Origin of the sequence: Burkholderia sp. HAN2018 (assembly GCF_024704855.1) — a bacterium.
Classification (GTDB): Bacteria; Pseudomonadota; Gammaproteobacteria; order Burkholderiales; family Burkholderiaceae; genus Burkholderia; species Burkholderia cepacia.
In genome coordinates, this window is sequence record NZ_QOBB01000030.1 from 14300 (window position 1) to 39853 (window position 25554).

At 69.1% G+C, this 25554-nt stretch carries 24 protein-coding genes; 6 read left to right on the top strand and 18 right to left on the bottom strand.

Features of this window, described 5'->3' with window-relative positions; all coding sequences use genetic code 11:
• Positions 1-129 precede the first annotated feature (129 nt).
• From DPV74_RS10360 to DPV74_RS10370, 3 genes are all read right to left on the bottom strand, one after another.
• Positions 130-552 (bottom strand): hypothetical protein, encoded by a 423-nt coding sequence (locus DPV74_RS10360; RefSeq protein WP_027787733.1) that lies wholly within the window; start codon positions 550-552, stop codon positions 130-132.
• A 196-nt stretch (positions 553-748) separates the two neighbouring features.
• Entirely contained in the window at positions 749-976 is a 228-nt protein-coding gene (locus DPV74_RS10365; RefSeq protein WP_006402122.1) for a sulfurtransferase TusA family protein, read from the bottom strand.
• A gap of 117 nt (positions 977-1093) precedes the next feature.
• Positions 1094-2029, bottom strand: a complete 936-nt coding sequence (locus DPV74_RS10370) for a LysR family transcriptional regulator (protein WP_027787735.1) — start codon at positions 2027-2029, stop codon at positions 1094-1096.
• Between the two features lie 113 nt (positions 2030-2142).
• Between DPV74_RS10370 and DPV74_RS10375 the strand changes: the two genes are divergently transcribed.
• Positions 2143-3663 (top strand): CoA-acylating methylmalonate-semialdehyde dehydrogenase, encoded by a 1521-nt coding sequence (locus DPV74_RS10375; protein WP_119337100.1) that lies wholly within the window; start codon positions 2143-2145, stop codon positions 3661-3663.
• A gap of 80 nt (positions 3664-3743) precedes the next feature.
• Here DPV74_RS10375 and DPV74_RS10380 read toward each other — a convergent pair whose 3' ends face one another.
• The 8 genes from DPV74_RS10380 to DPV74_RS10415 form a co-directional block, all read right to left on the bottom strand.
• A complete protein-coding gene (locus DPV74_RS10380) occupies positions 3744-4628 on the bottom strand; it encodes a MurR/RpiR family transcriptional regulator (RefSeq protein ID WP_021162369.1) in 885 nt (294 codons plus the stop codon).
• Positions 4629-4976: 348 nt separating this feature from the next.
• A complete protein-coding gene (locus tag DPV74_RS10385; protein ID WP_059652437.1) occupies positions 4977-6149 on the bottom strand; it encodes a Gfo/Idh/MocA family protein in 1173 nt (390 codons plus the stop codon).
• 56 nt (positions 6150-6205) lie between these two features.
• Positions 6206-7132, bottom strand: coding sequence for a TIM barrel protein (locus tag DPV74_RS10390; protein WP_060082893.1), 927 nt, complete (start codon positions 7130-7132; stop codon positions 6206-6208).
• Positions 7133-7164: 32 nt separating this feature from the next.
• On the bottom strand, positions 7165-8178 hold the full coding sequence (locus DPV74_RS10395; protein WP_119337101.1) for a Gfo/Idh/MocA family protein: 1014 nt from the start codon (positions 8176-8178) through the stop codon (positions 7165-7167).
• A gap of 59 nt (positions 8179-8237) precedes the next feature.
• A complete protein-coding gene (locus tag DPV74_RS10400; protein WP_049096986.1) occupies positions 8238-9149 on the bottom strand; it encodes a sugar phosphate isomerase/epimerase family protein in 912 nt (303 codons plus the stop codon).
• Positions 9150-9224: 75 nt separating this feature from the next.
• Entirely contained in the window at positions 9225-10250 is a 1026-nt protein-coding gene (locus tag DPV74_RS10405) for an ABC transporter permease (RefSeq protein ID WP_059484329.1), read from the bottom strand.
• Positions 10251-10277: 27 nt separating this feature from the next.
• Positions 10278-11861 (bottom strand): sugar ABC transporter ATP-binding protein, encoded by a 1584-nt coding sequence (locus tag DPV74_RS10410; RefSeq protein WP_059526876.1) that lies wholly within the window; start codon positions 11859-11861, stop codon positions 10278-10280.
• A 68-nt stretch (positions 11862-11929) separates the two neighbouring features.
• Positions 11930-12856 (bottom strand): sugar ABC transporter substrate-binding protein, encoded by a 927-nt coding sequence (locus DPV74_RS10415; RefSeq protein WP_027787741.1) that lies wholly within the window; start codon positions 12854-12856, stop codon positions 11930-11932.
• A 316-nt stretch (positions 12857-13172) separates the two neighbouring features.
• On the opposite strand from DPV74_RS10415, the gene iolC reads away from it, so the two are divergent.
• The 5 genes from iolC to DPV74_RS10440 all read left to right on the top strand — a co-directional run bounded on the left by iolC (position 13173) and on the right by DPV74_RS10440 (position 19516).
• On the top strand, positions 13173-15137 hold the full coding sequence (gene iolC / locus DPV74_RS10420) for a 5-dehydro-2-deoxygluconokinase (RefSeq protein ID WP_119337102.1): 1965 nt from the start codon (positions 13173-13175) through the stop codon (positions 15135-15137).
• A gap of 65 nt (positions 15138-15202) precedes the next feature.
• Positions 15203-17086, top strand: coding sequence for a 3D-(3,5/4)-trihydroxycyclohexane-1,2-dione acylhydrolase (decyclizing) (iolD, locus tag DPV74_RS10425; RefSeq protein WP_119337103.1), 1884 nt, complete (start codon positions 15203-15205; stop codon positions 17084-17086).
• Positions 17087-17147: 61 nt separating this feature from the next.
• Positions 17148-18077 carry a myo-inosose-2 dehydratase gene (gene iolE / locus DPV74_RS10430; protein WP_060173013.1) on the top strand — a complete coding sequence of 310 codons (930 nt, stop codon included), beginning with the start codon at positions 17148-17150 and terminating at the stop codon, positions 18075-18077.
• Positions 18078-18120: 43 nt separating this feature from the next.
• Positions 18121-18939, top strand: a complete 819-nt coding sequence (gene iolB, locus DPV74_RS10435) for a 5-deoxy-glucuronate isomerase (protein WP_059699020.1) — start codon at positions 18121-18123, stop codon at positions 18937-18939.
• 82 nt (positions 18940-19021) lie between these two features.
• Positions 19022-19516: a heme-degrading domain-containing protein gene (locus DPV74_RS10440; RefSeq protein ID WP_119337104.1), complete on the top strand. Its 495-nt coding sequence runs from the start codon at positions 19022-19024 to the stop codon at positions 19514-19516.
• Between the two features lie 52 nt (positions 19517-19568).
• Here DPV74_RS10440 and DPV74_RS10445 read toward each other — a convergent pair whose 3' ends face one another.
• The 7 genes from DPV74_RS10445 to DPV74_RS10475 form a co-directional block, all read right to left on the bottom strand.
• Positions 19569-20315 (bottom strand): glucose 1-dehydrogenase, encoded by a 747-nt coding sequence (locus DPV74_RS10445; protein WP_021162382.1) that lies wholly within the window; start codon positions 20313-20315, stop codon positions 19569-19571.
• A 167-nt stretch (positions 20316-20482) separates the two neighbouring features.
• A complete protein-coding gene (locus DPV74_RS10450; RefSeq protein ID WP_119337105.1) occupies positions 20483-21187 on the bottom strand; it encodes an ABC transporter ATP-binding protein in 705 nt (234 codons plus the stop codon).
• Complete coding sequence (locus DPV74_RS10455) at positions 21184-21936, bottom strand: ABC transporter ATP-binding protein (protein WP_119337106.1); 753 nt, start codon at positions 21934-21936, stop codon at positions 21184-21186. The genes DPV74_RS10450 and DPV74_RS10455 overlap by 4 nt, the downstream gene beginning before the upstream one ends.
• Positions 21933-23165, bottom strand: coding sequence for a branched-chain amino acid ABC transporter permease (locus DPV74_RS10460; RefSeq protein WP_119337107.1), 1233 nt, complete (start codon positions 23163-23165; stop codon positions 21933-21935). The genes DPV74_RS10455 and DPV74_RS10460 overlap by 4 nt, the downstream gene beginning before the upstream one ends.
• Positions 23158-24093, bottom strand: a complete 936-nt coding sequence (locus tag DPV74_RS10465; protein WP_060082886.1) for a branched-chain amino acid ABC transporter permease — start codon at positions 24091-24093, stop codon at positions 23158-23160. The genes DPV74_RS10460 and DPV74_RS10465 overlap by 8 nt, the downstream gene beginning before the upstream one ends.
• A 7-nt stretch (positions 24094-24100) precedes the next feature.
• On the bottom strand, positions 24101-24538 hold the full coding sequence (locus tag DPV74_RS10470) for a thioesterase family protein (RefSeq protein ID WP_027787751.1): 438 nt from the start codon (positions 24536-24538) through the stop codon (positions 24101-24103).
• Positions 24539-24668: 130 nt separating this feature from the next.
• On the bottom strand, positions 24669-25205 hold the full coding sequence (locus tag DPV74_RS10475; protein ID WP_027787752.1) for an NUDIX domain-containing protein: 537 nt from the start codon (positions 25203-25205) through the stop codon (positions 24669-24671).
• Positions 25206-25554: the final 349 nt, after the last annotated feature.

Genomic DNA, 25554 nt, shown 5'->3' on the forward strand with positions numbered 1-25554 from the left:
GGCTAAATATCTCAAAAACGGGGCACGGACGAACCGGCGATTTCATCATAGTAGTATGAAATTCGCCAATAAATTGCGCGGACTACCGTCTTTTCTTCGAATAATGCTTCCTGTCGCGCAATCGGGCGTCTAGTCGGCGCCCGCGATGCCGGCCACCGGCTCGACAACATCGTCGGCCGGCACGTGCTGCGACAGCGGTTCCGCATGCGCCGGTTGTACAAGCATCCGCTGCAGCTGGCCGCGCACGCGCTCCCACGCGGCGGCCGCGTAGTCCGGCTGGCTCGCCGCCCACGCCTGCGCCAGATCGAACACGCGCTCGATCGTCGCACCGCAGTAGGTCAGGCCCGAGCCGTCGTCCAGCGCGGCGTCGCGCAGCCGTTCGTCGAGCCACTCGGCCAGCCACGGCATCTCGGCCGCGGCCGAATCCGCGTAAGCCTCCAGCGCCGCACGCGCGTGACGATCCTGCTGCGGATCAAGCTCGATACGGCTCAGTCCCGATACGCTGCGTTCCGCTCCGGACGGACTTCGAATGGTCCCTGGTCTGAAGGACATGTCCTCTCCCCGTTGTACGACGGTAGCGTCAGGCATGGCCCCCGTGCCCGCCGTAAGACGTACCGTGGCCGGCGCATCCGCTGGGAGCGGACGACCGGCCGGGTCAGTATACGCAGCCGGTCACGAAGCGAGGTTTAAGAATTGTCAGAAACGCGCGGCCTGGCGCCAGGCGCGGCCGGCAGCATGACGCCGACCTTCAGCGGCGGCGCATCAGGAACACGAAGGTCTTGTCCTGCGTCGTCGATTCGACGATCTCGTTGCCCGTCTGCTTGGCGAACGCGGCGAAATCGCGCTGCGAACCCGGATCGGTCGCGAGCACCTTGAGGATTTGCCCGCTTTCCATATCGGCGAGCGCTTTCTTGGCACGCAGGATCGGCAACGGGCAATTGAGCCCGCGCGCGTCTACTTCCTTGTGAATCTGCATCGGCTGTCGACCTTCGAATGTCGCGCCACACGCGGCGCGGGAAGAAGCCGCGATTTTACCGCAGCGCCGCCGCGCCTGCCCGGGCAGGCCAAGGCCCGGCACCCGCGGGCACCGGGTTCACGCGCCGGAGAAACCGCCCGCGAGCCGTTCCCGCAGGTGCCGCACGAGCGCGCGCACCGCGCTCGGCACGACCGGGCTGTACGGGCGGATCGCGAAGATGTGGTCACCGAACGCGCCCGACGGCCGCCAGCCGTCGAGCAGCGCGACGAGCCGGCCGGCGTCGAGATCGCGCTGTGCGCTGAAGTCCGGCAGCAGCGCGATGCCGAGCCCGCCGAGCGCGGCTTCGCGCATCGCCTCGCTGTTGTTCGCCGCGAAACTGCCGCGCACCGGCACGCTCACGCGCTGGCGCCGCCGGCCGTCCGGCTCGAAGCTCCACGCGGCCGGCTCGTGCTCGCGCAGGTAGCACAGGCAGCTGTGCTCGACGAGTTCGCTCGGGTGCCTCGGCGCGCCGCGCGCGTCGAGGTAGTCGCGGCTCGCGACGAGCAGCGAACGCGTGTCGCACAGCTTCCACGCGACGTGGGTCTGCGGCGCGGTGGTCGTATGGCGGATCGCGAGGTCGAAACCCTCCTGCGTCAGCGAATGCAGCCGGTCCGACAGGTCGAGCTCGATATGCACGCCCGGGTGCCGCCGCAGGAAATCGGGCAGGTGCGGCACGACCTGCTGGCGCCCGAGCGCGACCGGCACCGTCACGCGCAGCAGGCCGCGCGGCTCCCCGGCCAGGTCCTTCACGCGCGCGAAGTGCTGCCCGATCGACTCGAACGCGTCGCGCGTGCTGTCGACGAGCGTCTGGCCCGCGTCGGTGAGCCGCACGCTGCGCGTCGTGCGCCGCACGAGCGGCACGCCGGCCGCTTTTTCGAGATCGGCGATGCGCTGGCTCATCGCGGCCTTGCTGATGCCGAGCCGCTGCGCGGCGGCCGTGAAACTGCCGGCCGCGGCCAGCACCGTCAGCGAATGGATATGCGGCCAGAGCGCCTGGACATTTTGCTGATTCATCCGCCGATTATTCAGAATTCTGAACAGTGAATCAAGCTGCACGGCCTTCTCCCGCCCGGCGCGTTTGCCTAGACTGGGTGCCGTCCACCCTACCCGATCCCTCAGGAGACACGATGAATCCGGTTCCCGCGTACACCTCCGACGCCGACGTCGGCCACTATGTCGACGGCGCGCCCGTCTCCGGCCGCAGCGGCCGCTTCCAGGACGTGCTCAATCCCGCGCTCGGCCGCGCGGTGCGCCGCGTCGCGCTCGCCGACGACAGCGAAGTGCAGCAGGCCGTCGCGTCGGCCCATGCCGCGTTCCCCGAGTGGGCCGCGACGCCGCCGATCCGCCGCGCGCGCGTCCTGCACCGCTTCCTGCAACTGATGAACGAGCACCGCGACGCGCTCGCGGCGATCATCACGGCCGAGCACGGCAAGGTGTTCTCCGACGCGCAGGGCGAAGTCGCACGCGGCATCGACATCATCGAATTCGCGTGCGGGGTGCCGCAGCTCCTGAAAGGCGACTTCACCGACCAGGTCAGCACCGGCATCGACAACTGGACGATGCGCCAGCCGCTCGGCGTCGTCGCGGGCATCACGCCGTTCAACTTCCCGTGCATGGTGCCGTGCTGGATGTTCCCGGTCGCGATCGCGACGGGCAACACGTTCGTGCTGAAGCCGAGCGAGCGCGACCCGTCGGCGGCCTTGTTCATCGCCGACCTGCTCACGCAGGCCGGGTTGCCGGCCGGCGTGTTCAACGTCGTCCAGGGCGACAAGGGGGCGGTCGACGCGCTGCTCGACCACCCGGACGTGCAGGCCGTCAGCTTCGTCGGCTCGACCCCGATCGCGGCCTACGTGCAGCAACGCGCGGTGCAGTCGGGCAAGCGCGTGCAGGCACTCGGCGGCGCGAAGAACCATCTGGTCGTGATGCCCGATGCAAACCTCGAGCAGGCCGTCGACGCGCTGATCGGCGCCGCGTACGGCTCGGCCGGCGAACGCTGCATGGCGATCAGCGTCGCGGTGCTGGTCGGCGACGTCGCGGACAAGATCGTGCCGCTGGTGGCCGAGCGCGCCCGCAAGCTCGTGATCGGCGACGGGATGTCACCGGAAGTCGAGATGGGCCCGATCGTCACCGGCGATGCACTCAAGCGCATCGAAGGCTATATCGAGCAAGGCGTGAACGAAGGCGCGCAACTGGTGGTCGACGGCCGCGGGCTGCGCGTGTCGGGCCGCGAGGCAGGCTTCTTCACCGGCGGCACGCTGTTCGACCACGTGACCCCCGACATGCGCATCTACAAGGAAGAAATCTTCGGGCCCGTGCTCGGCTGCGTGCGCGTGAAGGACTTCGGCGAGGCGGTCGACCTGATCAACGCGCACGAGTTCGGCAACGGCGTGTCGTGCTTCACGAGCGACGGCGGCATCGCGCGCGAATTCGCGCGGCGCATCCAGGTCGGGATGGTCGGCATCAACGTGCCGATTCCGGTGCCGATGGCGTGGCATGGCTTCGGCGGCTGGAAGAAGAGCCTGTTCGGCGACATGCACGCCTACGGCGAGGAAGGTGTGCGCTTCTACACGCGCCAGAAGTCGGTGATGCAGCGCTGGTCGTCGAGCATCGGCAAGGGTGCCGAATTCGCGATGCCGACCGCGAAGTAATTGCCTGAAGGCACGCCGGCCGCCGGTCGCTGGCCGCCGGTTGCCGGCCGCTCTCGCGGCCGGTACGCCGGCAGGCGACGTCAGCCGGCCTTCGTGCCGTGCGCGCCGTCGGCGGTCGGCAGGTACGACAGTTCGAGCCGATACGCGAGCGCGACGAACAGGCTCTGCGCGAGACCCATCGTGGCCGTCAGCGCGCGGAAGCCGAACGTCTCGCTGTCCTGCACCATCAGCGTCACCTCGGCCTCCCGTGCAAGCGGGCTCATCCGGCTGTCGGTGATCGCGATCAGCCGCGCGCCGCGCTGCACGGCCTGCTGTGCGACCTGCACGGTTTCCTCCGCATACGGCATGAACGAGATGACGATCATCACGTCGCCCTCGCGCACCGACCGGATCTGCCCGAGATGCATGCTGCCCAGCGCGCTGAACAGCCCGATGCGCTTGTCGGTGTGCTGCAGCGCGTAGTCGAGGTACACGGCGATCGGAAACGCGCGCCGCGAGCCCGCGATCCAGATCGCCTGGGTTTCGGCGAGCAGGTCGACGGCCTGCGCGAGCGCCTGCGAATCGAGCGTCTGCCGCAGCTGCTGCATGCCGGCAATGCTGCCCTTGATGAATTCGTCGGCGATCTGTTCGGGCTGCAGGCTCGACGAGCCCGACTCGATCACGTCGCGCAGCCGCAGGTTGTACGCGCGCCCCGGCGCGATCTGCTGCGCGAGCCCTTCGCGGAACAGCCGCTGCATCTCGGAGAAGCCGGAAAAGCCGAAATGCTTCGCGAAGCGCACCACGGCCGACGGCTGGACGCCGCACGCCTCCGCGAGCGACTGGATGCCTTCCAGGCCAAGCTGGTCCCGATGCGTTTCCACGTGGCGCGCAATCACCTTCAGGCGATTGCTGAGGCCGTCGTATTCCTGCGTCAGGTGCTGCAGGAACTGCTCGACGGTGGCGGGAGGTTTCTCGGATGAACTCATCGGATAGCGCGAAGTTGACGGCCCCGATGCGCGCACGACACTGACGGACGCGGCCCGGGGCTCACCTGAACACATGCATGAAGGGCGAATTTAATCACGTTTGCGGCGCGGCCCGCGCCACGTGCTCGCTCCCACGCGCTCGATCATCACTTGCCTACGCTCCACGGCGATACTGGAAGCGATTGTCCAACGCTCGCGCAGCGGCGTAAAGATTAGGGCGTCTACCAAGCCGGCCATCGGGGCGAAGCGGCGAGAAACAGCGAGAAACAGCGAGAAACGGCGAAAGCGACAGAAGCGGAGACATGCGGCAGGCAGCCGCCCGCCCCGCAGCCTGCCCGCGCCGCCGGTTCAGCGATAGTCGACCCACACCCCGCCCGCATCGGCGGAGCGCACGCAGTTCTCCACCCAGCGCACGCCTTCCACGCCCGCATGGACATCCGGAAAACGAATGTTCTTCAACGCCGCGGCGTCGCCGCGATCGGCCGCATCCATCGCAAGCGCGAAGCGCGCATAGAGATTCGACCAGGCCTCGAACAGCCCCTCCGGATGCCCGGCACCGATGCGATCTTCGCGCAATGCGTGCGGATGCAGATAACCCATCCCGCGATCGAGCACCTGGGCGGGCTGCCCCTGCACTTCGTAGCGCAACTGGTTCGGATGCTCGTCCCACCATTCGACGCTCGCCTTCGCGCCGATCACCCTCACCTTCTGGCCGTGCATCGAGCCCGCGTTCACCGCGCTCGACCACACGTAACCGACCGCGCCCGTGTCGTACTCCATGATCGTGAACGCGTTGTCCTCGAGCGGCGCGCGGCTCTTCACGAAGCTCTGCCGCGAGCACATCAGCCGCCGGATCTTCAGCTCGGGCGCCATCACTTCGGAGATGTACAGCGGATGCGTGCCGATGTCGCCGAGCACGTAGCTCGGGCCCGCGAACTTCGGGTCGACGCGCCAGCGCGCGGCCGCGCTCGCGGCCTCGACGCCCTCGCTGTGGAACCCGTGTGCGAACTGCATCTGCACGATACGGATCTCGCCGAGATCGCCGCGCGCGATCATCTCGCGCGCCTGTTCGATCATCTGGTGTCCGGAATAGCCGTACGCGACGCCGACGATCCGGTTCTTCTCGACCGACAGCCGCTGCAGCGCCTCGGCCTCCTCGGTCGTGAAGCACAGCGGCTTCTCGCAGACCACGTGCAGCCCCGCGTTCAGCGCGGCGCGGCAGATCTCGAAGTGCGTGTTGTTCGGTGTCGCGATCGACACCGCGCGGATGCCGTCCGGGCGGCGCGCCTCGGCGTCGAACATCGTCGCGTAGTCGGGATAGCAGCGCTCGGCGGCGACGCCGAGCTTCACGCCGAACTGGCGGCCGCGTTCGGGATCGATGTCGAACGCGCCGGCGACCAGCTGGAAGCTGCCGTCGCGCAACGCGGCCGACCGGTGGCTGTAGCCGATCTGGCTGCCGAGCCCGCCGCCGACCATGCCCCAGCGAATCGAATGTCCAAGCAGAATCTGTCCGTCAATCATGATGGTGATGTTCCTGGTTCGTGTTCAGGGTGTTCAGGGGTGCAACGCGCGGTGGATCATGCGAAGCCGGCCGACGCGAGAAACGCGCGGCTCGCGGCGACGTCGCGCAGGCTCGTGCCGGCATTGCGCGGGTCGCGCTCCTGTTCGATCGTGATGTACCCGGCGTAACCGATGTCGTCGAGCGCGCGGCGGATCGCCCGGTAGTCGAGCACGCCGGTGCCGATCGGGCACATCACGCCGCGCGCGCACGCGGCGAAGAACGCGATGTGCTCGCCCATCACCGCGTCGTACACGGCCGCGTCGATATCCTTGAAGTGCACATAGTCGAGGCGCGCCGCATGGCGGCGCAGCCAGGTTTCCGGGTCCATGCCCGAGTAATGCAGGTGGCCGGTATCCAGACAGAGGCCGGCCGTGTCGGCCGGAATGTCGGCGACGATCCGGTCGATCTCGTCCGCGAATTCGATGTAGCCGCCCGCATGCGGATGGATCACCGTGCGCACGCCGAATTCGTCGCGCGCGATCGTCGCGATCTGCCGGATGTGCTCGACCATGCCGGCCCAGCGTGCGCCGGACAGCCGCGGCGCGCGATCGGCGTGGCCGGCCGCGTAGTCGCGTTCTTCATGCCCCCAGTCGATCACGACCAGGTACGGCGCCGCGTAGCGCTGGCCGTCCTGCGTCGGCAGTTTCGGCAGCCGCGTGATCAGCGCGCAGATCTCGCGCGTCTGGCGCAACAGGTTCGGCAGGTTCTCCGGCGCCACGAGATCGTCGAAGATCGTACCGGCGGTGATGCTCAGGCGCTGCCGTTCGAGCTCGGCGCTCACCACGTCGAGTTCGAGCGGGATGTAGCCGTACGGCCCGAGCTCGATGCCCGAGTAGCCGGCCTGCGCGGCCTCGGCGAGCACCTGCCGCCACGGCGGCAGGTGCGGGTTCTTCACGTCGTCGACACCCCAGCAACACGGTGCGCAACCCATCTTCATCGTCATGTCGGTCAGTCCGGCAGGTAGGCGGCTGCGGTTCAGCCGCGATAGAACACAGGGCGTTCGGCCATCGCGATCGATTCGACCGCCCCGCTCTTTTGCGCACGCACGCATGCGTCGGCCGCGACCGCCGCCGCGTAGCCGTCCCAGGCCGACGGCCCAGTGAGCGCGTGCGCGCGCACGCCGTCGATGAACGCCTGCAGCTCGACGTCGTACGATGCGATGAAGCGCTCCTTCCAGTCGGTCATGATCTCGACCGACTGCCGCGCCGCATGCTTGCGCCCCACCGCCGGCGGATCGGGCAGCTTCGCGATGCCCTGCTCGCCGACCACCTCGCACTGGATGTCGTAGCCGTACTGGCAGTTCACGAAGATCTCGACGTCGATGCGCACGCCGCTCGCGGTTTCCAGCAACACAATCTGCGGATCGGCGAGATGCGACGATGCATGGCGCGTCTTCTTCGGATAGACGACCTGCGTGCTCACGTAGTCCTCGCCGAGCAGCCAGCGCAGCACGTCGAGTTCGTGAATCAGCGTGTCGGTGATCGCCATGTCGGTCGTGTAGCGCTCGCCGACCGACTGGTTGCGGTGCGCGCAATGCAGCATCAAGGGCGCGCCGATCTCGCCGCTGTCGATCACGCGCTTGAGCGCGCGATAGCCTTCGTCGTACGGACGCATGAAGCCGACCTGCACGAGCCGCTTGCCGTGCGCGACTTCCGCTTCGACGATCCGCATGCAGCCTTCCGCCGTGACGGCGAGCGGCTTCTCGCAGAACACGGGCTTGCCGTGCGCGATCGCGTCGAGCACGAACGCTTCGTGCGTCGGCCCCCACGACGTGACGAGCACGGCCTGCACGTCGGCGGCCGCGACCACCTCGTGGCCGTCGGCGTAGATCTCGGCATCGAGCCCGTACTTCGTCACCGCGTCGCGCGCCTGCTGCGGATCGATGTCGTTGACGGCCACGACACGCGCGCCGGACAGCGTGCGGGTCAGTCTGCGGATGTGGTCCTGGCCGATCGCGCCGCAGCCGATCACGCCGATTTGCAAGGTCATCTAACAGTCTCCAGTCGTTCATTTGCGGTGCGACACCCGCCGCACCGGCCAGCAACAGGTCAACGCGCGGTGCGATCGAAAAAACGATCGACGTAGCGCCGGATCGTGTCGCGCATGTAGCGCGACGACGCTTCCGCACGGTCCTCCCACGCGAACACGCACGACGACATCACGCCGTCGAAGCCTGCCGCGCCGAGCGCGCGAAAGAACACGTCCCAGTCGATCTCGCCCTGCCCGATGTCGAGATGCTGGTGCACGCGGATCTGGTTCGAACCGGGCGGGTTCACGATGTAGCGCAGCTGGCTGCTCTTGCGGTGGTCGAAGGTGTCGGCCACGCGCACGTGCGCGAGGATCGGCGCGGCCTGCGCGATCATCGCGGCCATGTCGTCGCCGTAGTAGAACGTGTGCGGCGCGATGTACGACAGCTTCAGCGACGGCGAGCCGATGTTCGTGACGATGTCGATCGCCGGCTGCAGCTGCTCGATCCAGTCCTCCGGATGCGGCTCGACCGACAGCACGATGCGTTCGCGCTCGAGGATCGGCAGCAGCTCGTCCATCGAACGGAACCACGCGGCTTCGCACAGCTCCTTCGGGTTCGCGCCCGGCCGTTCGCCGACCGAGCGCTCGGGCGACGCGCCGCGCCCGAACTCCGACACCATCAGCGCGCACTCCATCTCGACCGCCACCTCGATCGCCTTCTTCCAGCAGCGCACGGCCCATAACCGCTCGTCCTCGAACGGGCTCGCCCAGCGGTACATCGGCTGCAGCGACGCGAGGCCGACGCCGCTCGCGCGCATCGCCTGCCGGAAAGCGGCCATCCGCTCGCGCGTCGCGCGCGGCATCACCCACCAGTCGAGAAAGTCGCTGCGCGGCGACAGCTCGATCTGGTCGTAGCCGAGCTCGGCCACCGCGTGCGGCAGGCGGTCGAGCGGCAGGTGGCGAATCATGTAGGGGTCCAGCGCGATCTTCATCGAAAGTCCTCGGCGATAGCGGGTTCGGGACGAACGCGGCGGCACGTGCCGCCCTCGTCCGGCGATGCATGACGGTCAGCGGCGCTTCTTCTTGTTGCGGTACTGGTCGGCGATCACGGCCGCGACGATGATCGCGCCCTTGACCATCTCCTGGTAATACGCGTCGATGCGGATGAACGTGAAGCCCGACGTCATCACGCCGAGGATCAGCACGCCGATCACGGTGCCCGTCACGCGGCCGAGCCCGCCCGACAGCGACGTGCCGCCGATCACGACGGCCGCGATCGCGTCGAGTTCGTACATCACGCCCATGCCCGACTGGCCCGAGATCGCGCGCGCGGCGGTCACGGTGCCGGCGATCCCGCTCAGCAGGCCCGCGATCGCGTAGACGAAGACCAGGTGGCGCGTGACGTTGATGCCGGACACGACGGCCGCATGACGGTTCGCGCCGATCGCGTACGTGTACTTGCCGAAGCGCGTGTAGCGCAGCACGACGTGGAAGATCGCGGCGATCACGAGGAAGATGATCACCGGATTGGCGCCTGCGCCGATGGCCGCGAACTGGTCGGTCAGCATCGACACGGGCATCCCGTTGGTGAACCACTTCGCGAACCCGCGCGCGGCGACCATCGTGCCGAGCGTCGCGATGAACGGCGGGATGCCGGTCATCGCGATCAGCGAGCCGTTCAGCAGGCCGACCAGCAGCCCGACGCACACGCCGGCCAGCACGGGCCAGATGATCGGCAGGTCGGTCAGGTGCGGGAACACCGCGCGCGGGAAGTCGGACACCTGCGCGAGGCTTGCCGACACGACCGCCGCGGCGGCCACGACCGAGCCCGACGACAGGTCGATCCCGCTGGTGATGATCACGAGGTTCACGCCGACCGCGATGATGCCGATCACGGCCATCTGCAGCACGATGATCTCGAGCCGCTCGGTATTGAACAGGAAGCTCTGGCCGACGACGATCCAGCCGACGATCTCGAAGAACAGGCTGATGCCGACGAGCACGAGGAAGATGCTCAGTTCGGGCGGCCACTTCATGTGCCGCGCCTTGATCGTCATGGTCTGCGCATCCGCAGCCGGATTCAGGTTGCCCATTTCATTTGTCTCCAGTCTTGTTTCGGCTCAGCGCGACGCGAGATCCATGATGCGGACCTGGTCGGCGTCCTTGCGATCGACGATGCCGGTCATGCGCCCTTCGTGCATCACCATCACGCGATCGCTCATTCCCAGCACTTCCGGCATTTCCGACGAGATCATCAGCACCGCGACGCCCTTGCCGGCGAGCGCGCTGACGAGCCGGTGAATCTCGGCCTTCGCGCCGACGTCGATGCCGCGCGTCGGTTCGTCGAGGATCAGGATGCGCGGCTGCGTGAGCAGCCACCGGCCGATCAGCACCTTCTGCTGGTTGCCGCCCGACAGGTTCTGGATCTCCTCGTGCAGCCCGGGCGACTTCACGCGCAGCATCCGGCTCATTTCCTCGCAGTCGCGCTTCAACTGCGCCTGCCGCACGAAATTGAACTTCACGTAGCGGTTGCTGAGCACCGCCGCTTCCATGTTCGCGAGCAGGTCGAGATTCAGGAAGCAGCCGGTGTCCTTGCGATCCTCGGTGAGGAAGGCCATCCCGTGCTTCATCGCCTGCGCGGGTGTCGCGATCCGCACCGGCTTGCCGTCGATCCGGATCTCGCCCGACGTGGCCGGCACGACGCCGAACAGCGCCTCCGCGACGTTCGAGCGCCCCGAGCCGACGAGGCCGGCCACGCCGAGGATCTCGCCCGCGCGCAGCTCGAAGCTCACGTCGCGGAACACGCCGTCGACGCCGAGGTTCTTCACCGACAGCACGACGTCGCCGATCGGCACCTCCTCCTTCGGGAACATCTGCGTGATCTCGCGCCCGACCATCATGCGGATGATGTCGTCGCGCGTGACGTCGCTCGACGCATGCGTGCCGATGTACTTGCCGTCGCGGAACACCGAGAACTCGTCGGCGATCTCGAACAGCTCGTTCATCTTGTGCGTGATGTAGACGATGCCCTTGCCCTGCTCGCGCAGCTGGCGAATGATCCGGAACAGGTGCGTGACTTCCTTGTCGGTCAGCGCGGAAGTCGGCTCGTCCATGATCAGCACGTCCGAGTCGAACGACACGGCCTTCGCGATCTCGACCATCTGGCGGCTCGCGACCGTCAGCGTGCGCACGTCGGTTTCCGGATCGATGTCGATCGACAGCCGCTCGAACAGCGCGGCCGTCTGGCGGCGCAGCGCCGCGTGATCGATCAGGCCGAAGCGGTTCTTCGGTTCGCGGCGGATCCAGATGTTCTCCGCGACCGTCATGTACGGCATCAGGTTGAGTTCCTGGTGAATCATCGCGATGCCGCGGTCGAGCGCATCGAGCGGGCCGTTCAGCACGACCGGCTCGCCGTTGATCAGGATCTCGCCCTGGTCGGGCGTGTAGACGCCCGCGATGATCTTCATCAGCGTCGACTTGCCCGCGCCGTTCTCGCCCATCAGTGCATGGACGGTGCCGCGACGCACGCGGAACTGCACGCCGTCGAGCGCGACGACGCCCGGAAAGGACTTGCCGACACCGCGCACCTCGAGCACGCAGTCGGCCGCGGAAGAAGCCGGCGGGGCCGACGAGCCGGACAAACCCGACACACCGGCCGACGCATCGTCGCCGGCCATCGGGCGCGCGATCCTGGCTGTAAACATGGACGTTCCTCGACGAGTCGCGCGCGTGCCCGGCCATGCCGGGCGCGCGCAGTTCAACGGATCACCGGTCAGTGCTTCGCGTACTGGCTCATGTTCTCGGGCGTCACGAGCTCGAACGGCACGTTCACGTAGCGGTCGACGGGCTGCTTCTTCGCGAGCTTGAGCGCGGCCGCGACGGCCTGCTGCCCCTGCCCGGACGCGTTCTGATACACCGACACCTTCAGCTCGCCGCTCTTCATCGAGGCGAGCCCGTCGGGCGTCGCGTCGATGCCGGCGACGATCGTCTTCGGCGTCCACTTGCGCGCGGCCTTCAGCGCATTGATCGCGCCGATCGCCATCTCGTCGTTATTGGAAATGATCGCGTCGTACTTCGTGCCGGAGCTCAGCCAGTTCATCGTGATGTCCTGGCCCTGCGTGCGGCTCCACTTGCCCTCGCGCTTGTCGACGATCTTCATGCCCGCGCAATCCTTCGTCGCGATCACGTCCTCGATGTCTTTCGTGCGGGCGCGCGCCGATTCGTTGGACAGCTCACCCATCAGCACGAGGAGGTCGCCCTTGCCGCCGAGCAGCTTGCACACCTGGCGCGCCTGCAGCGTGCCCGACTGCTTCTCGTCGGACGCGACGACCGCGACGCCGGCCGGCAGCTTGTCGAAATCGACCGGCTTGCGGTTCACGTAGACGAGCGGAATCTTCGCGGCCGTCACCATCTTCGTGATCTTCGGCGTCGCGTCGGTATCGACCGCGTTCACGATGATCGCGTCGACCTTCTGCGCAATCATGTTCTGGACCTGGCTCAACTGCTTGCCGACGTCGTTGCCGCCGTCCTCGATCTGCACCGTCGCGCCGTCCTTCTTCGCCGAATCGGCGATGCTGTTGCGCAGGATGGTCAGGAACGTGTCGTCGAACGACGCCATCGTCACGCCGATCTTCTCGGCATGCGCGAGCGGCGCAGCCAGGATCGCGGCGGCCGCGACGGCCATCAGCTTGGTCTTCATGATCAATCTGTCTCCTCATCTCCGGGGGGCGGAAGACGGCGCGTTGCGCGCCGCCGGGCCGAGTCCGATCGAATCCGATACGGACTGAAGCATCCGGATGAAACTGTAGATCACTTCCTCGAAAATTTGGAAATTTATTTCTACGTGATTTCACCTAGGGAACTAGATTTCCAAAAAGTCTAGACTGCGTCCGTAGCCCGATTCCTTGCGGCAGGCAGTCCCGCGTCGTGCAATACACGGTGCGGACGGTCGCGACCGGATCGGCCCCCTAATCCGCCGGCATTGCCGAACGCCGGCCGCGAGCGTGACACGTGATATGAGCCTGCTGAACTTTCCGAGTGACCGCCCCATCGATCTCGCCTGCCTCGGCCGCGTGGCCGTGGATCTCTATGCGCAGCAGTACGGCAGCCGCCTCGAAGACGCGCGCAGCTTCCAGATGTATCTCGGCGGCTCGTCCGGCAACGTCGCGTTCGGCGTGGCGCGGCTCGGGCTGAAGACCGCGATGATCTCGCGCGTCGGCGACGAGCAGATGGGCCGCTTCCTGCGCGAGACGCTCGAGCGCGAAGGCTGCGACACGAGCCAGCTGCAGACCGACCGCGAACGCCTCACCGCGCTGGTGCTGCTCGGGCTGAAGGATCGCGACACGTTCCCGCTGCTGTTCGTGCGCGAGAACTGCGCGGACATGGCCGTGCGCGCCGACGAGATCAGCGAGGACTTCATCGCCGGCTGCCGCGCGCTCGCGATCACCGGCACGCATCTGTCGACGCCGGGCACGCGCGAGGCGTCGCTGACCGCGCTCGGTTATGCGCGCCGCCATGGCGTCGTGCGGATTCTGGACATCGACTACCGGCCCGTGCTGTGGGGCCTGACCGCGCGCGGCGCGGGCGAGAACCGCTACGTGCCGGACGCGCAGGTGACGCGTCAGCTGCAGCAGGTGCTCGGCGAATTCGACCTGCTGGTCGGCACCGAGGAGGAATTCCTGATCGCGGGCGGCGTGCCGCATGACCTGATCGGGTCGTTGCAGGCGGTGCGCGCCATCACGAACGCGACGCTGGTCGTCAAGCGCGGCGCGCTCGGCTGCTGCGTGATCGAAGGCGACATTCCCGCCCGCATCGACGATGCGCCGACCTTCCTCGGCGAACGCGTCGAGGTGCTCAACGTGCTCGGCGCGGGCGACGCGTTCCTGTCGGGCCTGCTGTCGGGGCTGCTGCGCGGCCGCGACTGGGCCGAGTCGACGCGCATCGCGAACGCGTGCGGCGCGATCGTCGTATCGCGCCACGCGTGCTCCGCGGCGATGCCGACGCCGGCCGAGCTTGCGCACTGGTTCGACGGCAGCCGCAATCCGGTGGTCGATGCCGATCACACGCTCGCGCACCTGCATCGCGTGACGGTGCCGCGCCGCGAATGGGACGACCTGTGCGTGATGGCGTTCGACCATCGCAGCCAGTTCTACGAACTCGCGGTGCAGGCCGGCGCCGACGAAGCACGGATCAGGACGCTGAAGCGCCTGCTCGTGCGCGCGGTCGAGCAGGTCGAGCGCGAGCGCCGGATCGAAGGCCATGTCGGCGTGCTGATCGACGGCGGCGGCTACGGCAGCGACGCGCTGGCGTCGGCCACCGGGCGCGGCTGGTGGGTCGGCCGCCCGGTCGAGCTGCCGGGCTCCCGGCCGCTGCGCTTCGACGAAACGCGCTCGGTCGGCTCGTCGCTGACGCACTGGCCGACCGAACAGGTCGTGAAGTGCCTCGTTCACTATCATCCGGACGACCAGGTCGACCTGCGCGTCGAACAGGAGCAGCGCGTGCTGGAACTATGGGAAGCCACGCGCGCCAGCGGCAACGAACTGCTGCTGGAAATGATTCCGCCGCGCGCGGTCACGCCGGCCGGCACCGAGGACGACGCGGTGCTGCGCACGATCGCGCGCTTCTACAACCTCGGCGTGAAACCCGAATGGTGGAAGCTCACGCCGCTGAGCGCCGACGGCTGGGCACGGCTCGCCGCGCTGATCGCCGAGCGCGACCCGCACTGCCGCGGCGCGGTGATCCTCGGGCTGAACCAGCCGCTGCAATACCTCGTCGACAGCTTCCGCTCGGCGACCAACCCGATCGTCAAGGGCTTCATGGTCGGGCGCACGCTGTGGGCCGATGCGTCGCTGAACTGGTTCGCCGGCCGGATCGACGACCAGGCGCTGATCGATGAAGTGGCCGGCAACTTCGCGCAGCTCGTGGATGCGTGGCTCGGCCGCCGTGCGGCGGCGGCGGCGGCACGCGCCGCCGCGGCGTGACGTGACGTGACGCAACACGAAGCGACGCCCGCGATGATCCACCCGAATCCTCTTCACCGACCGACATGACCTCTACCGTAAGACTGACCGTCAGCCAGGCGCTCGTGCGCTACCTGGCCGCCCTGCGCGCCGAAGTCGTCCAGCCCGACGGCCGCGTCGAGATCCTGCCCTACTGCGGCGGCGTGTTCGCGATCTTCGGCCACGGCAACGTGGCCGGGCTCGGCGAGGCGCTGCACGCCGAAAAAGACCGGCTGCCGACGTTCCGCGCGCACAACGAGCAAGGGATGGCGAACGCGGCGATCGCGTTCGCGAAAGCGAACTTCCGCCAGCGGATGATGGCCGCGACGTCGAGCATCGGCCCCGGCGCGACCAACATGCTGACCTCCGCCGCGCTCGCCCACGTCGGCCGCCTGCCGCTGCTGCTGCTGCCCGGCGACGTGTTCGTGTCGCGCCTGCCCGACCCGGTGCTGCAACAGGTCGAGGATTTCGAACAGGGCGACGTCAGCGCGAACGACTGCTTCCGGCCGGTGACGCGCTACTTCGACCGGATCACGTCGCCCGAGCAGCTGCTCGTCGCGCTGCCGCGTGCGATCCAGGTGATGACCGACCCCGCGCAGTGCGGCCCCGTGTGCCTCGCGCTGCCGCAGGACGTGCAGACCTTCGCGTACGACTGGCCCGAGGATTTCTTCGCGCCGCCGGTGATCCGGATGCGCCGGCCGCCGGCCGACGCGCTCGAGCTCGCCGATGCGCTCGACGTGCTGAAGGCCGCGAAGAAGCCGCTGATCGTCGCGGGCGGCGGCGTGCTGTACAGCCAGGCGTGGGACGCGCTGCGTGCGTTCGCCGATACGCATGGCGTGCCGGTCGCGGAATCGCAGGCCGGCAAGGGCAGCCTCGCGTGGGACCACCCGCTGAACCTCGGCTCGATCGGCGTGACGGGCTCGCCCGCCGCGAACCGCGCGGCCGCGCAGGCCGACGTGGTGTTCGCGGTCGGCACGCGGCTGCAGGACTTCACGACCGGCTCGCATGCGCTCTACGGCAACGCGACGCTGCTGAGCCTGAACGTGCAGCCGTTCGACGCGGGCAAGAAACGCGGCCGGCAACTCGTCGCCGACGCACGCACGGGCCTCGGCCAGCTGTCGGCCGCGCTGGCCGGCTGGCGTGCCGATCCGGCATGGACGGCCAGCAACCGCGATCAGGCCGCCGCATGGAACGCGCGCGTGACCGAACTCACGACGCACGTGCCGAACGACACGCTGCCCTACGACGCGGAAGTGATCGGCGCGGTGCGCGACTCCGCGGCCGACGCGGGGCGCGACAGCGCGCGCGACGACCTCGTGGTGTGCGCGGCCGGCACGCTGCCGGCCGAACTGCACAAGCTGTGGCGCAGCGGCGTGCCGGGCAACTACCACATGGACTACGCATACTCGTGCATGGGCTACGAGGTCGCGGGCGGCCTCGGCGCGAAGCTCGCGCGGCCCGAGCGCGAAGTGATCGTGATCGTCGGCGACGGCTCGTACATGATGCTCAACGCGGAACTCGCGACCTCCGTGATGCTCGGCCGCAAGATCGTCGTCGTGATCCTCGACAACCGCGGCTACGGCTGCATCGAGCGGCTGCAGCTGAACTGCGGCGGCGCGAGCTTCAACAACATGCTCGACGACTGCGTGCCCGAAGGCGGCGAACGCTCGACCATCGACTTCGCGATGCACGCGCGCGCGATGGGCGCCGAAGCCGTGCACGTGCGCGATATCGGCGAACTGCGCAGCGAAATGAAGCGCGCCCGCGCGGCGAAGAAGAGCCAGGTGCTCGTGATCGACACCACGCACCGGCGCACGACCGACGACGGCGGCGCATGGTGGGAAGTCGCCGTGCCGCAGGTGTCCGAACGCGCCGGCGTCGAGGACGCGCACCGCGCGTATCTCGACGCGAAGACCCGGCAGCGGCGCTGATGACGCACGCTGCCCACGCCCCCTCCCCGCGAAAAACACATTCGAACCAAGGAAGCCCGTCATGAGCTGGAACGTCCGCATCGGTATCAATCCCCTGTCGTGGATGAACGACGACCTGCCGTCGCTCGGCGGCGAGACGCCGCTCGAAACGGCGCTGAAGGAAGGCGCCGAAATCGGCTATGCGGGCTTCGAGCTCGGCAACAAGTTTCCGAAGACGGGCCCCGAGCTGAAGGCGAAACTCGCCGGGTTCGGGCTCGTGTGCGTGTCGGGCTGGTATTCGGGCTTCCTCGCGGAAGTTGCGCCGGGCATGAGCGACGCCGATGCGGTCGCCGCGGAAATCGAGCGCTGCCGCGCGCACATGACGAAGCTGCAGTACAACGACGTGAACGTGGTCGTGTACGGCGAATGCGCGGGCACGATCCAGGGCAACATCGACACGCCGGTCGCGAAGCGGCCGCGCTTCGTCGACGAAGACGCATGGCGGCGCTACGCGGCACGCCTCGACGCATTCGGCGCGCACCTGCTCGACACGTACGGCATCAAGCTCGCCTACCATCACCACATGGGCGCATACGTCGAATCGCCCGACGACGTCGACCGGCTGATGGCGCTGACCGATCCGGCGAAGGTGTTCCTGCTGTTCGATACCGGCCACGCGTATTTCGGCGGCGCGGCCGACCCGGTGACGCTGTTGAAGAAACACGTATCGCGCGTGGTCCACGTGCATTGCAAGGACGTGCGGCCGCAGGTCGTCACGCAGGCGCGCAACGACGGCTGGAGCTTCCTGAACGGCGTGATCAACGGCACCTTCACGGTGCCCGGCGACGGCGCGCTCGACTACGAGGCGACGCTGCGCACGCTGAAGGATGCCGGCTACGAAGGCTGGCTCGTCGTCGAGGCCGAGCAGGATCCGGCCGTCGCGCCGAGCTATGCGTATGCGAAGAAGGGCTACGAATCGCTGCGCGCGATCGTCGACCGGTTGAGCGCGTGAGCCCCGTCCCCCCCGCTGTCACCCCATTGCGGAGCCCCATCCCATGACGATTTCTCCCCTGCTGGTCAAAGCATCGCCCGAGCGCGAAATCTGCAACGTCACGCCGGAATCGGCCGGCTGGAAGCACGTCGGCTTTCGCGCGCTGCGCCTGAAGGCCGGCGACACCGAAACGCTCGACACGGGCACGCGGGAACTGTGCGTCGTCGTGCTCACGGGCACGGTGCGCGCGGAAGTCGACGGCACGACCTACGATGCGCTCGGCAAGCGCGACAGCGTATTCGAGGACGTATCGCCCGATGCGCTGTACGTGCCGGGCGGCAAGACGGTCACGCTGGTCGCGACGCGCGATGCGGAAATCGCGCTGTGCACCGCGCCGTACGCGAGCGGCGACAAGCCCGTGCAACGCCTCGACGGCGAACGGATGCGCCGCTCGGTACGCGGCCAAGGCACCAACACGCGCTACGTGTGCGACATCCTGATGGGCGACAACCCGGCGGCCGAGCGCCTCCTCGTCGTCGAGGTCGTCACGCCGGCGAGCCATTCGAGCAGCTATCCGCCGCACAAGCACGACCGCGACGCAGCGCCCGACGAAACCTCGCTCGAGGAAACCTACTACCACCGGATCGATCCGCCGCAGGGTTTCGCGTTCCAGCGCGTGTACACGGACGACCGCAGCCTCGACGAAGCGTGCGCGGTCGAGAACCACGACGTCGTGATGGTGCCGCGCGGCTACCATCCGGTCGTCGCGCCGCACGGCTACAACCTGTACTACCTGAACGTGATGGCCGGGCCCAGCCGCGCGTGGGCGTTCAAGAACGACCCCGCGCATGAATGGATGCTCGACGCGGCGCCGAAGCGCTGAATGGAAGACGGGCCCGTGCGCGGCCCGTGACGATGCGATGCCCGGCACGCGCACCCAGAGCCGGGAACGCCACGGAGCCGCCATGGTGACGACCCTCTTTCGCCTCGATCCCCCCCCGTTCGACGACGACGCGTCGAACCCGGCGCTGCCGCGCTTCGATGCGGCGCTTGCCCGCCGGATGGGCGAGATCGCGGTCAACCTCGCGTCGCGCCGCGGGCTGCCGATCGCGGTGAGCATCGTCGGCGAGCAGGCGCCGCTGTTTTACTGCGCGCTCGACGGCAGCCACGCGAACGACAGCGACGCGATCCGCCGGCGACAGAACACGGTGTTGCGCTTCGGCCTCAGCTCACTCGCGGTCGGCGAGCGCTTTCGACGCGCCGGCTGGTCGCTGCAGTCGCAGGGGCTGTCGGATGACGACTACGCGCTCGACGGCGGCGGCGTGCCGTTGCGCGTCGCCGGGGCCGGCATCGTCGGCGCGATGACGATCGCGGGGCTCGACTCGGAACACAATCACGCGCTCGTCGTCGAGAGCCTGCAGTGGCACGTGGGCCGTTACGCGCTCGCGCCGCACGCGTAACGACAAGGGCGGCACGACCGGCGCAAGCGCGCCGAGGCACCGCCCCGCCCGATCAGTTCAACCCGCCGCTCACGACGAGATGCTCGCCGGTCATCCAGCGTGCATCGTCCGACGCGAGGAACACGGCCACCGACGCGATGTCGTCCGGCTCGCCGAGGCGGCCGAGCGGCGTCTCGCTGCGCACCTGCTTGTCGAGATCCGAACCGATGATGCCCGCGCTGTGCGTGCCCTCGGTCACGATCATCCCCGGGTTGATCGCGTTCACGCGAATCTTGCGCGGGCCGAGCTCGAGCGCGAGCACGCCGGTGATCGCGTCGACCGCGCCCTTGGTGCCGCTGTAGACGGCGCTGGCGGGCGGCGTGATGCTGGTCACCACCGAGCTGATGTTGATGATGCTCGCGCCTTCGCCGAGATGCTTGACGGCGGCCTGCGTCGTCAGCAGCACGCCGAACACGTTCGTGTCGAACTGCCGGCGATAGTGCTCTTCGGTGATCGCCTCGATCGGCGCGAATTCGTACACGCCGGAATTGTTGACGAGCACGTCGAGACGGCCGTACGTGTCGATCGCCGTATCGACGATGCGCTGCGCGTCGGCTGCCTTCGACACGTCGCCGCCCACCGCGACCGCGCGGCCACCCGCTTCGACGATCGCGCCGACGACCGCGTCGGCACCCGCCTTGCTGCTCGCATAGTTGACGACGACCGACGCGCCTTCGGCGGCCAGTGCCTTCGCGATTGCCGCGCCGATGCCCTTCGATCCGCCCGTGACGATCGCGACCTTGCCTGCCAGCTTGCTCATGATTTCATTCCTCAGTCAAAAGACCTTCGATGGATGGCGCCGGTTGCCGCGCAGTGTGTCGATGCGGCGACCGGCATGCATGGCAATGTACGGTGCGGCGCGGCAGCGATAAAGCGGCTCGACACGAATTGACTGGCGGAGTTTGCCGAACAATCGCTCGCGCGCCGTCAGCCGGCGCTGAGCCAGGCGTTCGCGACCTCGCCGCCCAGGCCGTCGAGCGCGCCGTCGTAGACGATCCGTCCGCGCCCCATCACCGCGACGCGCCGCGCGAGCCGCGGCGCGAACTGCAGCCGCTGCTCGATCAGCAGGATCGCGACGCCGTCGGCCTGCAGCGCGGCCAGGCACGCGCCGACTTCGTCGACCGCGAGCGGCGCGAGGCCTTCGGCCGGTTCGTCGACGATCAGCACGCGCGGGCGGCCGGCCAGCGCACGCACCAGCGCGAGCACCTGCTGTTCGCCGCCCGACAGCCGCCCGGCTTTCACGTCCGCGCGCGCGGACAGCAGCGGAAAGCGGTCGAACAGCCGTTCGAGCGCCGCGCGTTCGGCCGCACCGCGGGCGCCGCGCAGCCCGAGCCGCAGGTTGTCGCGCACCGTCAGCAGCGGGAACACGTCGCGGCTTTCGGCAACGTAAGCGACACCGCGCCGCGCGATCTCGAACGTGCGCGCGCCCACGCATTCGGCGCCGTCGATGCGCACCGAGCCGGCCGTGCGCACGAGCCCCATCACGGCCTTCGCGAGCGTCGAGCGCCCCGAGCCGTTGCGGCCGAGCAGCGCGAGCGTCTCGCCCGGGGCAAGCGCAAGATCGACGCCGTCGAGCACGGGTTGCAGGCCGTACCCCGCGCGCAGGCCGCGGATGTCGAGCAGCACGCTCACAGGCCGCCCTCGCCCAGGTAGGCGGCCCGCACGGCCGGATCGGCGCGGATCGCATCGGGTGCGCCGGTCGCGACCACCGTGCCGCGCACGAGCACCGTGATGCGCTCGGCGAACCCGAACACCGTGTCCATGTCGTGCTCGATCAGCAGGACCGTTCGCCCCTGCGTCGTCGCACGGATCAGCGCGATCATCCGCGCCGCCTGCGTGCGGCTCATGCCGGCCGTCGGCTCGTCGAGCAGCAGCGTGCGCGCCCCGCTCGCGAGCGCGATCCCGAGATCGAGCGCGCGCTGTTCCGCATAGCCCAGCTCGGCGGCCGGCGTGTCGCGGTGCGCGTCGAGGCCGATGTCGTGCAGCACGCGCCCGGCCGCGAGATCGACCGACGCCGATTCGCGCAGTCGGTTCCACCAGCGCCGCCGTTCGGCGGGCGCATGCAGTGCCGCACAACGCAGGTTGTCGAACACGGACAGCCGCGCGAATGCGCTCGTCTGCTGGAAACTGCGGCCGATGCCGAGCCGGCTCGCGACAACCGGCCCGCGCCCGCGCAGCTCCACGCCATGCAGCACCACGCGCCCGCGCGTGGGCCGCGTCGCACCGGCGATCACGCCGAACAGCGTCGACTTGCCCGCGCCGTTCGGCCCGATCAGCGCATGACGCTCGCCGGCCGCGATGCTCAGCTCGACGCCGTCGAGCACCGTCTGCGCGCCGAAGCGCTGCACGACGCCGTGCAGCGCGATCGCGTTGCCGTTCATCGCGCGTCCTCCCGCTTGCCGGCCTGCCCGCCCGGCGCAAACCGCGCGCGCCAGCCCCACAGCAGCGTGCCGATGCCGGCCGCCGAACACGCGACGGCCCAGCCGGCCGGCGTATCGGCGTCGATGCGCCAGGCGCCGAACGCGAAGCCTGCGCCGTCGTCCTGCGCGAAGCGCCACGCATAACCGAGCTCCGCCGCGCAGACGATCGCGACGCCCCAGAACACGCACGCGGCGACCGCGCACAGCATGCGCCACCGCTCGGCCGCCGGCGCGCCGCGCCGCGATGCTTGTGCGAGCGCCTGCACGATCCCGGCGATCCCGCGCGGCGCGGCCACGACGATCGCGACGAACAGCACGCCGAGATACAGCGCCCACGCGCGCGACACGCCCGCGACGACGATGCTCAGCAGGGTCAGCACGGCGGCACCGGCTGCCGGCCCGAAGAACGTACCGGTGCCGCCGATCACCGCGGCGATCAGCACGGTCGCCGAACGCGCCATCGACACGCTGTCGGGCGTCGCGATTTCGACGTCGATCAGCGTCAGCGTGCCCGCGACACCCGCGAAGAACGACGCGCAGGTGACCATCGCGAGCCGCACGCGGCGCGGATCGGTGCCGAGCGCGGCGACGCGCGCGGGGTTGTCGCGCACCGCGTTCGCGAGCCGAGCGAGCGGCATGCGCGTCAGCGCGTGCATGGCCCACGCCGACGCGATGCACCACGCGGCGATGACCGCATACGCCTGCACCGGTGCGCCGAAATGCCAGCCGCCCCACGGCGTGCCGCTCGCGCGGTCGATCGGCACGCCGCCGATTCCGCCGAACCACGCGGGCACGCTCCAGGCGGCGGCCGCGACGCATTCGCCGAGCCCGAGCGTGATCATCGCGAACGCGGTGCCCGAACGGCGCGTCGCGAGCAGTCCGGCCGCGAAGCCGAAACCGGCACCGGCCATGCCGCCGACGAGCGGCAACAGCGGCAGCGGGCCGCCGAAGTGGTTGAACCAGTGCGCGGCCGCGAACGCGCCGAGGCCCGCGAACGCCGCGTGGCCGAACGACAGCAGCCCGGTCGTGCCGAGCTGCAGGTTGTACGACAGCGCGAGCACGACCAGCGCGGCCGTCTGCGCGAGATAACCGAGCACCGCGCCATGCGGCCACAGCCACGCGGGCAGCGCGACGCACGCGGCGAACAGCGCCCCGCGCGCCAGGCCGGCGGCGAGCATGCGGCTACGCATCGGCGCGCTCGCCGAACAGTCCGCGCGGCCGCGCGACCAGCACCGCGACGAGCAGCAGGTACGGCACCAGCGGCGCGAGCTGCGCGATCGATACCGCGGCCACGCTGTCGGGCAGCGCGACGCCGGCCCATGACGCGAGGTCGCGCAGCGACGTATCGCTCGCGGCCGCGAAGGTCTGCGCGCAACCGACGGCGAGCGACGCCGCGAACGCGCCGCCGAGCGAACCGAGCCCGCCGATCACGACGACCGCGAACACGACCGAACCGACGGTTTCGGCCAGCGCGGGTTCGATCACCGCGAGCGGCGCGCCGATCACGCCGGCCAGCGCGGCCAGCGCGGTACCCGCGCCGAACAGCGCCGTCATCACGCGCGGCACGTCGTAGCCGAGCGCCTCGACGGCCGCCCGGTGCGTGAGTGCCGCGCGCACCACGAGCCCGATGCGCGACGTGCGCAACAACGCGCCGAGCGCGACGAGCATCGCCGCGGACATTCCCATCATGAACAGCCGGTAGCGCGGCAGCGCGAGGCCGAAGACGGTCGCGGGCGCGCCGTCGAACAGCGCCGGCACGGGGGCCGGCAGCGGCGCCAGGCCCCACACGAGTTTCGCGCCCTCGCCGATCAGGTACGCGAGCCCGAAGGTCAGCAGCAGTTCGCTCGTATGGCCGCGCGCCTGGACCCGGCGCAGCAGCGTGCGTTCGCAGCCGGCGCCGAGCAGCCCGACCGCGAGCGGCGCGAGGACCAGCGCGGGCCAGAAGCCCGCGCGGGCCGCGATGCTGTAGCCGACATACGCGCCGAGCATGTAGAAGCTCGCGTGTGCGAAGTTGAGCACGCCCTGCACGCTGAAGATCAGCGTGAGACCGGCCGACAGCATGAACAGCAGCAAGCCGTAGCTGAGGCCGTTGAAGGCCTGGAGCGCGAAGGCGTGCACCGCGAAGTCAGGCCGCGAGCGGCTCGAGCGCGGCGCGCAGCGCGTCGGGCAGCGGCACCGGGCGGCGCGTGCCGCGATCGACGTACACGTGCACGAAATGCCCCTGTGCGGCGGGCGACGCGTCGCCCTGCGCGAACAGCCCGACCTCGTAGCGCACGCTCGACGTGCCGAGCTTCACGACCCGCAAGCCCGCGTCGACCGACTGCGGAAACACCAGCGGCGCGAAGTAGTTGCACTGCGTCTCGACCACGAGGCCGATCGTCTGCCCGTGCTCGACGTCGAGCACGCCGGCGCGGATCAGGTATTCGTTCACGACCGTGTCGAAGTAGCTGTAGTAGACGACGTTGTTCACGTGCCCGTAGACGTCGTTGTCCATCCAGCGGGTCGTGATCGGCAGGAAGTGGCGATAGGCGTCGCGCGGACGCGGTTGCGGCTTGTCGGACATGGCGATGGCGGTCAGGACGATGAAAGCGCTGAGGACGAAGCGCGGCGGCCGCGTGGCACGGCGCACCGGCAAGAAACCGGGCGCCGCGATCGCTCGCGGCACGGCGGCGGCAACCCGACTGGCCGGCCCGTCACTGGCCCGGCCGGTCGACGAATTCGAAATCGAGGCCGCGCGCACGCATCCAGTCGGCGAGCGCGACACCCGTGCCGGCGCGCCACGGGCGCAGCAGCGGCGGATCGACGAGCTTGTATTCGAGCAGTTCCGGCGACAGCGCGACCGTGCCCGACGCGCGCACGTGGTACGCGATGATCAGTTCGTTCTTGCGGATGAATTCGTAGACGCCGACGAGCGACACGTGCTCGGCCTTCAGGGCCGTTTCCTCGAACACCTCGCGCGCGATGCCGTCCTCGGGCGTCTCGCCGTTCTCGAGGAAGCCGGTGATCAGCGCGAACATGCCTTCGGGCCAGGCCGCGTTGCGCGCAAGCAGGATCTTGCCGTCGAGCTCGACGATCGCGGCCACCACCGGCAGCGGGTTGTTCCAGTGCACGTAGCCGCATGCGTCGTCGGGACAGGCCTGGCGGACGCGGCCGCCTTCATGGTCGGGATCGGCGCGCTCGGTGAGCGGGCTCGCGCAGCGCGGGCAGAAGCGGTAGTCGGCGGTGGTCATCGATGGGGATCTGGCGGGCGCGGGAAAGGCCTCATTCTAGCGAGTTTGCCGGCCGCAAGCCGTCGCCCGTGAAAGCGGACGACAGTGGCCGCCCCTCGCGCGACGCGTGCCGAATCCCGACCGTTGCCGCTCCCCCGCGCGCGCGGCACACCACGAAAAAGGGGGCTTCACGGCTCGGCGTGAAGCCCCCTTTGCGCGGCACGACCGCGACCAAGGCCACCGGCGACGGCATACGTGCCGCCATCGCCGGCCGGCCATCCCGTCAGGCACGCACGCCGGGCGGGTGTCGGATCGAAGCCGCAATGGCTCGACGTTCCCGGAAAGCGTGTATCACCACCACGAACACCGC

What these genes read in the sequence shown, in the direction of transcription:
- iolD (WP_119337103.1), top strand. Translation starts at nt 15,203, where the DNA reads ATGACCTCTACCGTAAGACTGACCGTCAGCCAGGCGCTCGTGCGCTAC.
- DPV74_RS10440 (WP_119337104.1), top strand. Translation starts at nt 19,022, where the DNA reads ATGGTGACGACCCTCTTTCGCCTCGATCCCCCCCCGTTCGACGACGAC.
- DPV74_RS10460 (WP_119337107.1), bottom strand. Translation starts at nt 23,165, where the DNA reads ATGCGTAGCCGCATGCTCGCCGCCGGCCTGGCGCGCGGGGCGCTGTTC.
- DPV74_RS10375 (WP_119337100.1), top strand. Translation starts at nt 2,143, where the DNA reads ATGAATCCGGTTCCCGCGTACACCTCCGACGCCGACGTCGGCCACTAT.
- DPV74_RS10410 (WP_059526876.1), bottom strand. Translation starts at nt 11,861, where the DNA reads ATGTTTACAGCCAGGATCGCGCGCCCGATGGCCGGCGACGATGCGTCG.
- iolE (WP_060173013.1), top strand. Translation starts at nt 17,148, where the DNA reads ATGAGCTGGAACGTCCGCATCGGTATCAATCCCCTGTCGTGGATGAAC.
- DPV74_RS10395 (WP_119337101.1), bottom strand. Translation starts at nt 8,178, where the DNA reads ATGACCTTGCAAATCGGCGTGATCGGCTGCGGCGCGATCGGCCAGGAC.
- DPV74_RS10475 (WP_027787752.1), bottom strand. Translation starts at nt 25,205, where the DNA reads ATGACCACCGCCGACTACCGCTTCTGCCCGCGCTGCGCGAGCCCGCTC.
- DPV74_RS10455 (WP_119337106.1), bottom strand. Translation starts at nt 21,936, where the DNA reads ATGAACGGCAACGCGATCGCGCTGCACGGCGTCGTGCAGCGCTTCGGC.
- iolB (WP_059699020.1), top strand. Translation starts at nt 18,121, where the DNA reads ATGACGATTTCTCCCCTGCTGGTCAAAGCATCGCCCGAGCGCGAAATC.
- DPV74_RS10415 (WP_027787741.1), bottom strand. Translation starts at nt 12,856, where the DNA reads ATGAAGACCAAGCTGATGGCCGTCGCGGCCGCCGCGATCCTGGCTGCG.
- DPV74_RS10385 (WP_059652437.1), bottom strand. Translation starts at nt 6,149, where the DNA reads ATGATTGACGGACAGATTCTGCTTGGACATTCGATTCGCTGGGGCATG.
- DPV74_RS10405 (WP_059484329.1), bottom strand. Translation starts at nt 10,250, where the DNA reads ATGGGCAACCTGAATCCGGCTGCGGATGCGCAGACCATGACGATCAAG.
- DPV74_RS10365 (WP_006402122.1), bottom strand. Translation starts at nt 976, where the DNA reads ATGCAGATTCACAAGGAAGTAGACGCGCGCGGGCTCAATTGCCCGTTG.
- DPV74_RS10370 (WP_027787735.1), bottom strand. Translation starts at nt 2,029, where the DNA reads ATGAATCAGCAAAATGTCCAGGCGCTCTGGCCGCATATCCATTCGCTG.
- DPV74_RS10445 (WP_021162382.1), bottom strand. Translation starts at nt 20,315, where the DNA reads ATGAGCAAGCTGGCAGGCAAGGTCGCGATCGTCACGGGCGGATCGAAG.
- DPV74_RS10360 (WP_027787733.1), bottom strand. Translation starts at nt 552, where the DNA reads ATGTCCTTCAGACCAGGGACCATTCGAAGTCCGTCCGGAGCGGAACGC.
- DPV74_RS10390 (WP_060082893.1), bottom strand. Translation starts at nt 7,132, where the DNA reads ATGACGATGAAGATGGGTTGCGCACCGTGTTGCTGGGGTGTCGACGAC.
- DPV74_RS10380 (WP_021162369.1), bottom strand. Translation starts at nt 4,628, where the DNA reads ATGAGTTCATCCGAGAAACCTCCCGCCACCGTCGAGCAGTTCCTGCAG.
- DPV74_RS10400 (WP_049096986.1), bottom strand. Translation starts at nt 9,149, where the DNA reads ATGAAGATCGCGCTGGACCCCTACATGATTCGCCACCTGCCGCTCGAC.
- DPV74_RS10470 (WP_027787751.1), bottom strand. Translation starts at nt 24,538, where the DNA reads ATGTCCGACAAGCCGCAACCGCGTCCGCGCGACGCCTATCGCCACTTC.
- iolC (WP_119337102.1), top strand. Translation starts at nt 13,173, where the DNA reads ATGAGCCTGCTGAACTTTCCGAGTGACCGCCCCATCGATCTCGCCTGC.